The sequence below is a fragment of the Pseudomonas sp. RC10 genome, assembly GCF_038397775.1.
Classification (GTDB): Bacteria; Pseudomonadota; Gammaproteobacteria; order Pseudomonadales; family Pseudomonadaceae; genus Aquipseudomonas; species Aquipseudomonas bambusae.
In genome coordinates this window covers 4,278,931-4,293,211 of the sequence record NZ_CP151650.1, presented here as the reverse complement: position 1 = coordinate 4,293,211, position 14,281 = coordinate 4,278,931, and the positions used below count along the sequence as shown (strand labels likewise).

General features: G+C 61.5%; 14 protein-coding genes and 1 pseudogene. 7 read left to right on the top strand and 8 right to left on the bottom strand.

Annotation, left to right across the window (positions count from 1 at the left end):
• Window positions 1–40: 40 nt before the first annotated feature.
• Complete coding sequence (locus AAEO81_RS19660; RefSeq protein ID WP_341958637.1) at window positions 41–1,366, top strand: APC family permease; 1,326 nt, start codon at window positions 41–43, stop codon at window positions 1,364–1,366.
• A 388-nt stretch (window positions 1,367–1,754) separates the two neighbouring features.
• Here AAEO81_RS19660 and AAEO81_RS19655 read toward each other — a convergent pair whose 3' ends face one another.
• Both AAEO81_RS19655 and AAEO81_RS19650 read right to left on the bottom strand, forming a co-directional pair.
• Window positions 1,755–2,228, bottom strand: coding sequence for a transposase (locus AAEO81_RS19655; protein ID WP_341958636.1), 474 nt, complete (start codon window positions 2,226–2,228; stop codon window positions 1,755–1,757).
• Between the two features lie 290 nt (window positions 2,229–2,518).
• Window positions 2,519–2,911: a RidA family protein gene (locus AAEO81_RS19650; RefSeq protein WP_166597373.1), complete on the bottom strand. Its 393-nt coding sequence runs from the start codon at window positions 2,909–2,911 to the stop codon at window positions 2,519–2,521.
• A 144-nt stretch (window positions 2,912–3,055) separates the two neighbouring features.
• On the opposite strand from AAEO81_RS19650, the gene AAEO81_RS19645 reads away from it, so the two are divergent.
• Together AAEO81_RS19645 and mntP are read left to right on the top strand one after the other, a co-directional pair.
• A complete protein-coding gene (locus AAEO81_RS19645) occupies window positions 3,056–3,970 on the top strand; it encodes a LysR substrate-binding domain-containing protein (protein WP_341958635.1) in 915 nt (304 codons plus the stop codon).
• Window positions 3,971–4,229: 259 nt separating this feature from the next.
• A complete protein-coding gene (gene mntP / locus AAEO81_RS19640; protein WP_341958634.1) occupies window positions 4,230–4,796 on the top strand; it encodes a manganese efflux pump MntP in 567 nt (188 codons plus the stop codon).
• A gap of 119 nt (window positions 4,797–4,915) precedes the next feature.
• Here mntP and AAEO81_RS19635 read toward each other — a convergent pair.
• Window positions 4,916–5,839: pseudogene (locus AAEO81_RS19635) on the bottom strand (DMT family transporter); the annotation flags it as partial.
• Between the two features lie 74 nt (window positions 5,840–5,913).
• On the opposite strand from AAEO81_RS19635, the gene AAEO81_RS19630 reads away from it, so the two are divergent.
• From AAEO81_RS19630 to AAEO81_RS19620, 3 genes are all read left to right on the top strand, one after another.
• A complete protein-coding gene (locus AAEO81_RS19630; RefSeq protein ID WP_341958633.1) occupies window positions 5,914–6,768 on the top strand; it encodes a LysR family transcriptional regulator in 855 nt (284 codons plus the stop codon).
• A gap of 116 nt (window positions 6,769–6,884) precedes the next feature.
• A protein-coding gene (locus AAEO81_RS19625; RefSeq protein ID WP_341958632.1) for an IS3 family transposase occupies window positions 6,885–8,233 on the top strand; the annotation gives its coding sequence in 2 pieces (ribosomal slippage) (window positions 6,885–7,349 and window positions 7,352–8,233; 1,347 coding nt in all).
• Between the two features lie 337 nt (window positions 8,234–8,570).
• The gene (locus AAEO81_RS19620; protein WP_341958630.1) at window positions 8,571–9,056 is read left to right on the top strand and encodes an SRPBCC family protein; all 486 of its coding nucleotides are present in this window, start codon (window positions 8,571–8,573) and stop codon (window positions 9,054–9,056) included.
• 26 nt (window positions 9,057–9,082) lie between these two features.
• Here the strand turns inward: AAEO81_RS19620 and AAEO81_RS19615 are convergent, their stop codons facing one another.
• Window positions 9,083–10,375: an MFS transporter gene (locus tag AAEO81_RS19615; protein WP_341958629.1), complete on the bottom strand. Its 1,293-nt coding sequence runs from the start codon at window positions 10,373–10,375 to the stop codon at window positions 9,083–9,085.
• A 12-nt stretch (window positions 10,376–10,387) separates the two neighbouring features.
• On the bottom strand, window positions 10,388–11,029 hold the full coding sequence (locus AAEO81_RS19610) for an HD domain-containing protein (protein WP_341958628.1): 642 nt from the start codon (window positions 11,027–11,029) through the stop codon (window positions 10,388–10,390).
• A 121-nt stretch (window positions 11,030–11,150) separates the two neighbouring features.
• On the opposite strand from AAEO81_RS19610, the gene AAEO81_RS19605 reads away from it, so the two are divergent.
• A complete protein-coding gene (locus AAEO81_RS19605; RefSeq protein WP_341958627.1) occupies window positions 11,151–12,200 on the top strand; it encodes a helix-turn-helix domain-containing protein in 1,050 nt (349 codons plus the stop codon).
• Window positions 12,201–12,220: 20 nt separating this feature from the next.
• Here AAEO81_RS19605 and AAEO81_RS19600 read toward each other — a convergent pair whose 3' ends face one another.
• The 3 genes from AAEO81_RS19600 to AAEO81_RS19590 form a co-directional block, all read right to left on the bottom strand.
• Window positions 12,221–12,532, bottom strand: coding sequence for a cupin domain-containing protein (locus AAEO81_RS19600; RefSeq protein ID WP_166597384.1), 312 nt, complete (start codon window positions 12,530–12,532; stop codon window positions 12,221–12,223).
• A gap of 15 nt (window positions 12,533–12,547) precedes the next feature.
• Complete coding sequence (locus AAEO81_RS19595; protein ID WP_341958626.1) at window positions 12,548–13,318, bottom strand: class I SAM-dependent methyltransferase; 771 nt, start codon at window positions 13,316–13,318, stop codon at window positions 12,548–12,550.
• A 77-nt stretch (window positions 13,319–13,395) separates the two neighbouring features.
• Window positions 13,396–14,274 carry a phosphate/phosphite/phosphonate ABC transporter substrate-binding protein gene (locus tag AAEO81_RS19590; protein ID WP_341958625.1) on the bottom strand — a complete coding sequence of 293 codons (879 nt, stop codon included), beginning with the start codon at window positions 14,272–14,274 and terminating at the stop codon, window positions 13,396–13,398.
• Window positions 14,275–14,281 lie beyond the last annotated feature (7 nt).

Below are 14,281 nucleotides of genomic sequence, written 5' to 3'. Positions count from 1 at the left end.
CCTCGCGCGCAAACGACTAAAACGATAATCGGAGACGTTAATGGCTCATTTGAAACGCACTTTATCCCTCAGCACATTGGTCATCTTCGGCGTCGGCCTGATGACCCCCATCATCGTCCTCGGCACCTTCGGCATTCTCGCCCAATCCAGTGGGGGGCACGTGCCCATGGCCTACCTCGCCGCGCTGGTGGCGATGCTGTTGACCGCCATCAGTTACGCGCACATGGCCAAGGCCTTCCCGGTGTCGGGGTCTTCGTATACCTACGTGAGAAAGGCCATCGACGCCCGATTGGGCTTCATGACCGGCTGGGCAATCCTGCTGGACTATCTGTTCCTGCCGATGGCGATCTGGCTGATCGGCACCGCTTACCTCAATTCCGCGTTTCCCGAGGTGCCGCAATTCATCTGGCTGCTGGCGTTCATCGCCCTGACCACGGTAATCAACATCCTCGGCCTGAAACTGGCGACGGCCGTGAACATCCTGCTGTTGCTCCTGCAGGTATTGATTCTGGCGGCGTTCATCGTGCTGTGCGTTCACTACACGCTGGGCGATCCCACGAAACCCTTGTTCACCCTGGCGCCCTTCGCCAGCGGTGGCGTGCAGTGGTCGATGATCATGAGCGGCGCGGCGATCGCCTGTTATTCCTACCTCGGCTTCGACGCGGTGAGCACCCTGACCGAAGAAACCCACGATCCGGAACGCAACATGCCACGGGCGATTCTGTGGGTGACGCTGATCGGTGGACTGATCTTCGTCGGCACCTCGTACGTGGTGCAACTGGCCCAGCCGTCGCTGCAATTCGCCAACGTCGATTCGGCGGCCTACGAGATCGCGAAAAACATCGGCGGCGACCTGTTCGTGTCGATCTTCCTGATCGGTCTGGTCATCGGACAATTCACTTCCGGCATCGCCGCCCAGGCCAGCGGTTCCCGCCTGTTGTACGTGCTGGGCCGCGACGCGGTGTTGCCGAAGGCGTTCTTCGGTTACCTGTCCCCACGCTTCGGCACCCCGGTCGGGTGCATCCTGCTCAGCGCTGTCGTCGCCTTGCTTGCCCTGAAAATGGACGTGACGACGTCCACCTCATTCATCAACTTCGGCGCGTTCCTGACCTTCATTCTGGTCAACCTGTCGGTGATCTTTCACTACTGGATCGCCCAGAAACGCCGTGGCCTGAGCGCTGTGCTGTTGTATGTGCTGCTGCCGCTGGCGGGGATGGTCGCTGACCTGTGGCTGATGTTCAGCCTGGACTCCAACGCGGTGGAACTCGGGCTGTCGTGGCTGGCGATCGGGTTCGTGTATTTGATGTATTTGACAGGTGGACTGCGTCGGCAGCCGCCAGAGTTGACCCTGGAAGAGGCGATGTGACCTGTAGCGTTGGCTGTTAACGAGCGGAGGTCAGTCGGTGCAATGACCGTCTGGACCTCCGCCGTCGCTGCCGTCGTGCCTCCGGCGGCTCCCACGAGATATTCTTCGTTGCGCGCGGAGGGTAGCGACACCAATATCGCGTGCGTGAGGATGCCAATGAATCAGGGGTTCAACGTGGTTTCCGTGGGAGCCGCCGGAGGCCCGTTCACGGCAGCTCCCACGGTATTATCTTCGTTGCGCGCGGAGGGTAGCGACACCAACATCGCGTGCGTGAGGATGCCAATGAATCAGGGTTCAACACGGTTTCCGTGGGAGCCGCCGGAGGCACGACGGCAGCGAAGCGGTGGGTCAGTCGGCTCAAAGACCGTCTGAGCCTGCGCTTTCGCGCTCAATACTCACACCCGTCCAGCCAGTGAGCGTCCCACAGCGGGTAGTCGTGTACCCGTTTGACCAATCCTGCTCTTATCGGGTTAGCAATGATGTAGCGGGCTACCGGCCGCACATCTTCATCACTGCGAAGCGCTCGGTCATGAAAGCCACGCTGCCAGAATTGCCCTGATCTGCCCAAATACCCATTGATCTGGCCCGCCGCCTGGCATTTGACCCTGTGCACCACCGACGACAGTTCTCGGTGTTTGAGTTGCATGAGCCAGTGGAAGTGATCGGGCATCACTACCCATGACAACGAATCCGCCAATCCAGCCCATTGCGCCTTGCGCAGTTGATGCACCAAGAGTCGAGCTGCTCGCCAGTCGCTGAAGAAAGGTTGTCGGTTGTGGGTCACAGCAGTGATCAAGTAGACCTGATCGATCTGAGAGCAGCGACCAACGCGCAGTCTCCGGGATTGAGGGCGTGCGGACATTCTTCGTCTTCCTGATGTTGGCTGGGAAGGTCAAGGTTAGTGTCCACGGGAGGATTAGAGCGTTGGAGTCTGATTCGGGATGTAAATGGGATAAGGGAGGTGTTATGTGTCCCTGATCCATCGTCGTCGCTGCCGTCGTGCCTCCGGCGTCTCCCGCGGGGTTTGCGGGATGTGGAGATTTCGCGACCGGCCTGAACCTTGTGGGAGCAGCCGGAGCTGTGCGACGGCCGCGAAGGCGGTGGGCCTGAGACGGATGGGCTGTTTGACACGCCGCCGTCGCCGCCGTCGTTTCACTCCGGCAGTTTCGCAATCACCTTGATCTCGAAATCAAACCCATATAACCACGTCACGCCCACTGCCGTGATCGTCGGATGCGGCGCAACGCCCCAGAATTCGGGTACGACTTCCCAGATTGCTTCGAATCGCTTCTGCGGGTCGACGATGAACACGGTCACGTCGATGACGTCGTCGAAGGTGATGCCAGCCTCTTTCAAAATCCCATTCAAGTTATTGAAGGCCAATCGCACCTGCGCTTTCAGCTCAGGCTCAGGCGAGCCATCTTCGCGGCTGCCGACCTGGCCAGACACGAACAGAAAGCCATTGGATTTGATCGCCGGGGAGTAGCGGTTGCGCTCGTACAGCGCTTGGCGTCCAGGTGGGAAAACAACGTCGCGAACAGTCATGTGCAGCCTCCATCGGTGGGTCAGTGATGACCCGTAATTAACGATGAAGTGACTGTAAAGGCCTTGCACGCCACCGATAAACGAGCAACCTTGTTCAGCACTGTTTGGTAATCCCAAACAATCTCTCTCGTTTTCGGAGTCGTCATGGACCGTTTCGACGCAATGCAGGCGTTCGTTCGTGTGGTCGAAACCGGCAGTTTCACCAAAGCTGCCGGGACGTTGCACATGAGCAAAACCACTGTCACTCAGCTCGTTCAGCAGCTGGAAGCGCGGCTGCGGGTGAAGTTGCTCAACCGCACCACGCGCAAGGTGAACGTCACTGCCGATGGCGCGGTGTACTACGAGCGGGCGGTGCGGGTGCTGGCCGACGTGGACGACGCCGAGACCAGCCTGTCCGGCGCTGCCACCGTGCCCCGAGGCCGGTTGCGGGTGGACGTCCCGAGCCCGTTTGCGCGGTTCATTCTGGTCCCGGCGCTGCCGGGATTTCAGGCGCGCTACCCGGACATCCAGATCGACCTTGGCGTGAGCGATCGCATGGTCGATCTGATCGGCGAAAACGTCGATTGCGTGGTGCGCGGCGGCGAACTCACCGATCAATCGTTGATGGCTCGCCATATCGGCGACCTGCAATTGGGTGTCTACGCCGCGCCGGATTATCTGCAACGCAACGGCACGCCCACCCACCCCCGGGAGCTGGAAGAGGCGCACCACCGCATCGTCGGGTATCGCTGGGCGCGGACGGGCAAGCTGTTTCCGATGACCTTGCAACGGGGTGACGAAGCCGTTCAAGTGCAGAGCCGCCACGGCTTGGTGGTGGATGACGGCAACGCGTATATCACGGCCGGTCTGGCCGGATTGGGCGCACTCTGGTTGCCCGTTTACATGGCGGAAAAATCCCGGGCGCAGGGTGAACTGATCCCTTTGTTCGAAGACTGGACGTTGAGCGTGATGCCTATGTACGTGGCCTATGCGCCCAACCGGCACATCAGCCTCAAGCTGCGGGTGTTCATCGACTGGATTGTCGAACTGATGGCCGAGCAAGGCGGAGTCGCGGGGTGACAGGTTTGCCAAGTCATGTTCGGGACCAGGCAATCATTCATATTTTTTTCACGAAATATTGCCTATAGTGGCGGCCCTTGTTGGGGAGTAGCCTGCTCAGAACCCTTGGTTCAGAGCGTCCGCGTCAACATTCTCGGCAGTCGCCGTGGCGCGAACATCTTCGGGAATGCCCGCGGACCGGCGAGACCAACGATGCATCCATGCCTATCGTCGGGCGTGTGGTTGCCTCGTTGACTCATCGCCCGACTGGACGTAAACCGTGAGCCCCATTTCCCTCATCTTCCTTGCCCTGGCCATGTCCACGGACGCTTTCGCAGCGGCCATCGGCAAAGGCTCCAGTCTGCACAAACCCCGCCTGATCGAAGCGCTACGCACCGGTCTGATCTTCGGCGTCATTGAAGCCATTACCCCGGTCATCGGCTGGGGCATCGGTCAGGTCGCGACCCGTTTGGTCGAGAGCTGGGACCACTGGATCGCCTTCGTGCTGTTGCTCGCGTTGGGCCTGCACATGATCTACAACGGCTTCAAACACGACGAAGAAGACGAGCAGAAGCCTGACCAGCATTCGTTCCTCATCCTTGCCGTGACCGCGTTCGCCACCAGCATCGATGCCTTGGCAGTCGGCGTGGGCTTGGCGTTCGTTGACGTGAACATCATGGTCGCGGCACTGGCCATCGGTATCGCCACTACCGTGATGGTGACGCTGGGCGTGATGCTCGGTCGGGTGCTGGGCACAGTGGTCGGCAAGCGTGCCGAGATTGTTGGCGGTCTGGTGCTGATCGCGGTGGGCGCGACCCTCCTCTTCGAGCATTTGTCGGCCGTCTGACGCAGGCGTGCGCTTGGTAGACGTCAGCGATTCTCAGTGATTGCGCTGTCGTGAAGGACGTCATCGCCTTGGCCAACCGAGCCGGGGGAGGGCCTCGCGGAGTCTTTCGCTTTCTCCGCCTGCCGAGCCTCGGCGCGCACCACCAGCCAGATGCCCACTGCGGAAATCGCCATGCCTGACGCCATCTGCCAGGACAACGGTTCGTCGAACATGGCCCAAGCCCAGAGCAGGGTGATCGGCGGGCTGAGGTACAGCACGCTCGCGACCCGGGTCGCGGTGGTCCGACGCAGGCAAATCCAGTACAGCCCGTAGCCGCCGAGGGTCGACAGGGCGACGGTCCATACCACGCTCAGGACGAAGCCCGTGGTAGGGATCGGCGCCAGGCTGCCTTGGCTGCCCTCGATGGCGGCGAAGGCGAAGCTCGACACGAAACACTGCAACCACAGGTTGGGCAGCAGACCCATCGACTGCGACGTGCTGGCGTGTTTTTGCCACAAGGTCGCCACGGCGAGGGAGAACATGCCCGCCACCGGCAAGCCGTAGGCCCAGAGCGGCGCATCCCCCAGCACCAGCGCGCCATGGGTCACCCACAACACCCCGACCAGCCCGACGATCAGCCCCAGCCAGACCTGCCGTGCCAAGCGCTCGCCCAACGCCAGCGCTGCCAGCAATGCCATGCCCAACGGCAGCAGGTCAGCGCACAATGCGGCCAACCCGGCGGGTACGCCGAGCGCGATGCCTTGGGTCACCCCGGTCAGGTAGCCCGCCATGGCCAACAGCCCGATTCCGGCGTTGGTCAGCAGCACGGAAACCGGCGTCTTGAGCAGGGCGCGGAAGACGAACGGCAGTAACAGGAGACACACCACGACGCAGCGCCAGAACACCACCAGCAGCGCCGGGGCGTAATCAATGGAAAAGCGCGCGCCGATGAAGCCGGAACTCCAGGTCAGCAGCAGCCCCGCTTCAAGCAAAGGCAAGGGCAGCGTCTGACGCCAGTGGCGGCGTGTCGGTTGGTTGGGTTGCATCGAAATGGGCTGGCTCATTCCCAAAGGCTACGGAAGGGGCGTAGTCTAATAAATCAAAATATCGTGCAGCAGTCGTTTAACAGGATTGAATCATGACGGCCATTCTCGACATCGACCTGTTGCGCACCTTTCATGCGGTGGTGCGCATCGGAAAATTCAGCGCGGCGGCCGAGCAGCTGCATAAAAGCCCGGCCGCGGTGAGCGTTCACATTCAGCGTCTGGAGCAGGTGGCGGGCGGCCGGTTGCTGAACCGCGATAATCAGTCCATTTCGCTGACCGTGCTGGGCAAGCGGCTGCTGATTTCGACCGCCGATTTGTTGCGCACCCACGATCAGGCGCTGGCCGACCTGCACGGCACTGACCTCGCCGGGCGCATCACGCTGGGGGTGCCGGACGAATACGCGACCCATGTCATCCGCGACATCCTGCCGACCTTCGCCGCCGCTTGGCCGAATGTGGTGCTGGAACTGAAAACCGGGCCGAGCTATGCGCTGAGAGAACTGGTCCAGCGCGGCAAATTGCAGACCGCCGTCGTGGCGCAGCGCAAAGGCGACATCGGCCCCGACACCCAAGTGCTGATGTCGACCACGCCGGTCTGGGTCGGGCCGACGAGCACGACGGTGGCGCTCAACGATCCGCTGCCCCTGGCCGTTCACGCGCTGCAATGTCCTTACCGCGAAGCCATGACGGGGTCGCTCAAAGCCTCGGGGCGCCACTCACGCATCGTCCTCGAAAGCCCTTCCAATCAGGCAGTCAAAGCCTGCGTGGAAGCGGGACTGGCCGTCAGTCTGATCGATCGCGGCAAGGTCACCGAACACATGCAAATCCTCGACGGCCTGCCGGTCATTCCCGATCACGACATCGTGTTCGTGCGCAGCGCGGCTTCGCGCGGGGATGAAGCCGTGGACCTGCTGGCGCGGGCGATGCAGCAATCGTTTCGGTTGTAGGCCAGGCACTGTCGGCGGCCGATAGGTCCCTGTCGCTGCCGTCGTACCTCCGGCGTCTCCCACAGGAATGAACTGCCCCCAAGAAGTTGGACACCCATCCAACCCCTGGGGGATCTATGATCAAGTACACCGAGCAGTTCAAGCTCACGGCGGTCACCGCCTACCTGAACGGCACCAACGGCTTCCGAACAGTGGCCAGACATTTTGGCATCGACTTCAGTCTCCTTCGACGCTGGGTCGCCAGTTATCGGACTGGCAACAGCATCAAGCCAATGTCCTATGCGCGGCGGTACAGCGAGGATTTCAAGCGCCAAGTCTTGACCTACATGCATGAGCATCGACTTTCGCTACGCCAGACCGCTGCGCATTTTGACCTTGGGCGGTCCTCCCTGATAGGCATCTGGCAACGCCAGTATTACAGTGACAGTCCTGTCACCCCTACTGCCATCCAGCCAGCCGACACGCCCATGAAAATCAAACCCGCCAAACCCACCGACACCAACGATGCACAAAAGCCACGAGAGCAGTTGATGGCTGAACTTGAGTACATGCGCATGGAGAACGCTGTCCTAAAGGAGCTCAAGGCCCTGCGCGAGGAAAAGGAGCGAACACGGGGGAAAAAGTCCTGATCGTCCGCAAACTCAAGCACCGATTCCCATTGCCCGACCTCCTTGAGCTGGTCGGGCTGGCACGCAGCACCTTCTATTACCAGGTCAAGGCTGAGCAGAAACCGGACCGGCATGCGGCGCTCAAGGAACGGGTGCAGCAGGAATATCACAAGCAGAGAGGGCTGTATGGCTATCGGCGTATTGCGCTTGCGCTCAGAAAGGAAGGAACGCTGGTCAACAAGAAGGTCATCGAACGGCTGATGGCCGAACAGGGTTTGCAATCGGTCGTACGGCCCAAGAAATACCGTTCCTACCGGGGGACTGTTGGCAAAATCGCCGCGAACCTGCTGGAGCGTAATTTTCATGCACCCCGGCCAAAACAGAAGTGGGTAACCGACGTCACCGAGTTCAAAGTGGGTCAGCAGAAGCTCTACTTGTCTCCTGTGATGGATTTGTACAACGGCGAAATCATCGCGTACGAAACAGCCAGTCGGCCTTACTACGAATTGGTGGGGAACATGCTCGACAAGGCGTTGGCTTGCTTGGGAGACGCGCCCAAACTGGTCGTTCATTCGGACCAGGGGTGGCACTACCAACAGCCACGCTATCGCCACGCACTCAGCGAAAAAGGCGTGAAGCAGAGCATGTCCCGCAAAGGCAATTGCCTGGATAATGCGGCGATGGAGAGTTTTTTCGGCACGCTGAAGTCAGAGTTTTTCTACCTGAAGCGTTTCGAGAGTGTGGAAGAATTGAAGGTCGGCCTGGATGAGTACATTCATTACTACAACCATGACCGCATCAAGCTGAGGCTCAATGGCATGAGTCCTGTTGAATACAGGACTCAGGCTGCGGCGTAAACTGTCCAACTTTTGGGGGGCAGTTCAGGAAATGGCGTTGAAGCGAGGACCCGCGTACGACGCGAACCCTGTGGGAGCCGGTTTGCTGGGGATGCGGTAGACCATTCTCATGCGCAGCGACTGATGTACCGCAATTGTCGGCGTCTCCCAGAGGAAATGGCGTCGGACCGAGGACCCGCGTACGACGCGAAACCTGTGGGAGCAGCCGGAGGTTACGACGGCCGCTAAAGCGGTGGCAGGCCGGGCTCACGGCGCAGACTCGCTGCCGCCTGCTAGGCTGTTAATCCCGTGCGATCCCCTCGGCAAACCCGACAACCCTAAAAAGAGGATGCCCGCCATGTCGCTCAACACACCTGAAAACAGCCACCCTCACGACCTGATCATTTCCCGCGTACTCAACGTCCCCCGCGCCGCGCTCTGGCGTGCGTGGTCCGACCCCGATCTGCTGAAAGAATGGTGGTGCCCCAAACCGTGGGTGACCGAGGTCAAAGCCTTCGATCTACGACCCGGCGGGGCCTTTCATACGCTGATGACCGGACCGGACGGTGCCAGCAGCGGCAACCCCGGTAGCTTTCTGGAAGTGGTGCCACAGTCGCGGCTGGTGTTCACCTCCATGCTCACCGCCGATTGGCGCCCGGCCACGCCCTGGCTGGGGTTCACCGCCATCGTGATGATGAGCGATGAAGGCGGCGGCACCCGCTACACCGCCCACGTCATGCACCCCGACGAAGACGCGTGCGAGCAGCATAAACAGCTCGGCTTCTTCGACGGCTGGAACGCGGTGATTACGCAACTGGAGGCGTTTGCCGCGGGGCTGCGCTGAATCTTCAGGCAACCCTCGTACCGCCATCAGCTCGTCACGGCGTTGGGCATCGCTTTCTGCTCCCGCACTGACAGGATGGTCACTGCCGCGATCAGGCACAGCACGCCGCCGGTGAAAAACGCGGGCAGATAGCTCAACAGCGCCGTGCGCGACCAGCCTGCGCCAAATGCCGCAACGGCGGCGCCGATCTGGTGCCCGGCGAAGATCCACCCAAGCACCAGCCCGGCGCGTTCGGCGCCGAACCGGGAGGCGGCCAGGCGGACAGTGGGCGGCACGGTGGCGATCCAGTCGAGGCCGTAAAACACGGCGAACACCGACAAGCCGAAGATCGAGAAGTCGGTGAAAGGCAGGGCGATCAGCGACAGCCCCCGCAACCCGTAGTACCAGAACAGCAGCCGACGATTATCGAACCGGTCCGACAGCCAGCCAGACGCCACCGTGCCGATCAGGTCGAACACCCCCATCGCCGCCAGCGACCCGGCTGCCTTGACCTGTGAAATGCCGTAATCGCCACACATCGGGATCAAGTGGACTTGCACCAGACCGTTGGTGGTGGCGCCGCAGATAAAAAAGGTGCTGAACAGAATCCAGAAGACCCGGCTCTTCGCGGCGTCACGCAAGGTGTTCAACGACGCGGCGAAGATCGACGCCGCACTGACAGGTGGCGTGGCAAGCGCAACGTCGCCGGTGTCGCCATACGGGCGCAGGCCCATGTCGCCGGGGCGATCGCGCATGATCATGAGCACGGCGAAACCCGCGACCGCGAGCATGACGGACATCAACATCAACGCCCAGCGCCAACCGTAGTGATCGGTGATATTTGCCAGAATCGGCATGAAGATCAGTTGCCCGGTGGCGGTGCTGGCGGTGAGCATGCCGATCACCAGCCCTCGCCGGTGACTGAACCAGCGTGAGGCAACCGTCGCGCCCAGGGTCAGCGCGGTCATTCCTGCGCCGATGCCGACCGCGACGCCCCACAGCGCCACCAACTGCCAGACCTTGGTCATGCTCAGCGACATCAGCAGCGCGACCATGATCACCAGAATCGCGGTGATCGTGACGGTGCGCAGGCCGTAGCGGTTCATCAGCGCAGCGGCAAACGGCGCCATCAGGCCAAACAGCACGAAGCGAATCGACAACGCCGATGAGATTTCCAGCGTGTTCCAGCCGAACTCCATCTGCATGGGCACGATGAAAATTCCCGGCGCGCCCACCGAGGCCGCCGTGATCAGGGCCGTCAGAAACGTCACCGCGACCATTGCCCAGCCATAATGAATCCCGCGTCGGGCGAGCACCCCGCAAAGCCAGTCAGAAATCATGGACACCTCCGCTTAGCTGTCGAACGGCGCGTTGTCGATCAGGTCGCACACGTTCGGGCAATCGAAGCCGTGGATGTGCCGTCTTCCCACGTCCGCCAGCCCGGTGCCGATGGCGGTGTGCGGTTTCTTCCGCGCGACTTCGGCGACGGCCTGGGTGAACGCCGCCTTCATGCCAAGGCGCGGGTACAGCGCCAGGGTGTCGTCGATCAGCGACGGAGTGATTTCGTCGATGAACAGGCCCATGACGTCGACGTGGGCTCCCATGTAGATCAGGGCAATTTCCGGTTGTTTACGGTCGGCGATCCCGGCGCTGGAGTGCAGGGCGATAGCGTCCCAGACCAGTTGCGCCTTCGCGTCTGCATAGCCGTTGTCGAGCAGGAAACGGCTGGCGGCATCCGCCCCATCCACTTCGAAACGCTGGTCGGCCGCGAATGCCTCGGTCAGCCCGAGGTCGTGCATCAGGGCGGCGAGGTAAACGACTTCGCGGTCGTATTTCAGGCCACGCTGCTGGCCGAGAAAATCGGCGAACCACCAGGAGCGGTGGACGTGGTTGAGCAGAGCCTTGGAATGCACCCGCTCGACCAGCGCGCTGGCTTTGCGGGTCAGGTCGGTGTCCGGGGCAATGATGCCACCGAGGGAGATGGGAGAAGTCATGGCGCTTACCTGAGAAGTGGGTCTGCCGCCGAGTCTAGGGTCCTGCCATCGTCATAATTGACTGTTTTCAGTCGATTCGTGCCAAGATCGTGTTCTTCATCCATTCAACCGGAGACGTCCCGTGACCACGCCAACCCGCCTCCAGACCCGGGCCTTGCACACGCCGCAGAAACGGGTCGTCATTCTGTCGTTACCCCCGGTGGACGCGCTGGACGTGATCGGTCCGGCTGAGGTTTTCAGTTTCACCAACAGCTTGTTCGCCGCCGACGCGCCCCCTTATCGGCTGGAACTGATCTCTTCGAGCGCTGATGTGCAGATGCAAAGCGGCACTGGCATTGGCCTTCTGGCCCACAAGACGCTGGAACAGGAACGGCGGGATGACCTGCCGATTGACACCCTGATCGTCACGACCGGCTGGAAGACCCTCGGCCATCTGGATCAGTCCGCGCTGACATGGATTCAGCAGCGGTCAACGGACGTGCGTCGGCTGTGCTCGATCTGCGTGGCGGCGTTCGCGTTGGCCACGGCGGGGGTGCTGGACGGTCGGCGAGCGACCACCCATTGGGGCGTGGCGCAGGAGCTGACGGAGCGTTATCCCAAGGTCAACGTCGACCCGGACCCGATCTGGATCAAGGACGGAAACGTCTACACCTCGGCGGGGATCTCGGCAGGGATCGATCTGGCGTTGGCACTGGTCAGCGAGGACCTGGGCGACGCGATTGCCATGGAGGTCGCCCGCAACCTGGTGCTGTTTCTGCGGCGTCCCGGCGGGCAGGCGCAGTTCAGCGTCACCCTGCAATCCCAACGCACTGCGGGTTCGGGGCTGGAAGAACTGTGCGTGTGGATCAGCGAGCATTTACACACCGAACTGACCGTGGAGATGCTCGCCGACCGCATGTCCACCAGCGTTCGTACGTTGATTCGCCAGTTTCAGAAAGGCCTGAACACCACCCCGGCGAAATACGTCGAAGACGTGCGTCTTGAAGCCGCGTGCCGTGCGTTCGAGATGGGCGGGCGCTCCATGGAGGAAATCGCCTGCCGCTGCGGTTACAACAGCGTCGATGTGCTGCGCAAGGCGTTCGTTCGACGGTTGGGAGTGACGCCGAAGGAGTACGCGCAGCGTTTCGCGTCGCAAGACAAGACTTCCCTCGTCACTGTGTCCGACGACTGATTCAGCGCGATCGGAAAGGGCTAAACGCTCCCTTCGCTCTCCACCACCAGAATCCGCGCCACTCCCAGTGGGTGGGCGACGTGGGCGGTGCCGACCGAGGCGTAGAACACGTCGCCGGTTTCCAGGATCGTCGACTGCTCGACGCCGTCTGCCTTGAAATGCATTTCAACGCGACCGTCCAAAACGGCGAAGACTTCCTGACCATCGTTGACGTGCCATTTGTACGGCTGGTCAGTCCAGTGCAGGCGGGTGGTGATGCCGTTCATGTTGGCGATGTCCAGTGCTGCCCAGGCGCGGTCGCCGGTGAACGCTTTACTGCGAATGATCTTCACGAGGATTACCTTTGATCAATCCAGCCGTCGGCACAGGTAGGCCTGGGTCTGGTAGGGAAAGTCGATGCTGTCGCGGCCGCGCAGGGCGGGGTGGGTCTTGATCAGGTCGCGCAGCTGTTCGGTGACCACGGCTTTCTCGGCGTCGGGCAGCGCGGCGATGAAACTGACGGACAGAAAACGGTTCATGATCACCGTTTCCGCAGGGCCGGAGTGGCTGTAGTTGAAACAGGTGAGTTCGAGGTGGGCGAAGTGCGGGCCGCTGAAGGGCTGGCGCCACTGGCCGGTATGAAAGCGCGGGGTGTCGCCTTCGTACGGCGTGATGATGCGGGTGATCTCGGCGACCCAGTCCACGGACTCGTCCCGCACGTTCCAGATCAGTCCCAGACGACCCTCCGGTTTCAGCACCCGGTGAATCTCGGCGAGCGCCGCGTCATTGGCAAACCAGTGAAAGGCCTGGGCGCAGACCACCGCGTCGACGGCGCCATCTGTGAAGGGCAGGGCATCGGCCGTTCCGGAAACGATGTCCGTGTCGGGCAGGCCCTTGGCGAACTCCCGACGCATCGCCTCGACCGGTTCGACGGCGGTGAGGTGATCGGTCAGGGGGGCCAACAATCGCGTGAACTTGCCCGTACCTGCACCGAGGTCGACCACCGAGGCTTGCTCGTCGATCCCCACGGTGCGCCTGAGCCAGATGCTCAGTTCATCCGGATAATCCGGTCGGCCCTGAGTGTAGGCCCCCGCTTGCGTCGAAAACCCCACCTGAGCCGCTTTATGAACGACTGACATCTCAGTGACCCTCATCGTGGAAACGTGGCGGGCGCATTATGCGCCACTTTCCCTTCACTGAAGATGAACATCATGGTTCATGGCGCCACCGGTTCGGCCTGCATCATGCGCAGCAACGGCGCGTATTCGGCGTGGCTGACCGGCGCAATCCCGGAGGCTTTCTGTGATGCCAGAAACCCTGCCAGCCCTTGCTGATCGTTCAGCATCGCGGCGCGGATCTTTTCCTTCAGCGGGGGGCAGACACTGCCGCTGAACACGAAAGGGTCGTAGTAGATCGGTTCCGAACGCCACAGCACCTTGAAGGTGTCGCGCTTGATCAGGCCATTGATGAGGTATTCATCGGCGCGCACGCTGGACACGAACGCCGCGTCGGCCTTGCGGTTGATCAGGGCGTCCAATGACTTGTCGTGAGAACCCGAATAGGCAATGGAGCCGAAGAACTGCGCCAGCGGAATTCCGGTCAATCGGGAGAATTCAGTGTTCGGCACCAGGCTCCCGGAGGTGCTGGCGGGGTCGGTCAGGACCACGCGTTTGCCGCGCAAGGCGTCGATGTTGCTGGCGACTTCACTGCGGGCCAGCAGCAGGGCCTGATAATGATGACCGGCCGGGGTGAAGAAGCCGTTGTTGATGGTCAGGCTGGCAAAGGGTTCGATGCGCGGGTCACGCTGGTACGCGAGCATGTAGGACGCGGGGCCCAGCCAGGCGATGTCGACGCCGCCCGAGACGATGGCATCGACCACGCTCTCGTAGGATGAAGAAGGCACGATTTCCACAGGAATGCCGGTGGCACTGCTCAGCCGTTCGATCAGCGGTTTCTGTTCCTTGAGCAGTTCGTCCATGCTCTTTTTCGGAATCACCGCGATGCGCAGGCTGTGCTGCGTGCACTGCGCGGTTGAAAAGGGCGCTGCCGGAGAGGGCGCCGTCGGAGCCGGCGCGGCCACGCAGACGTTGAACATTAGGCCT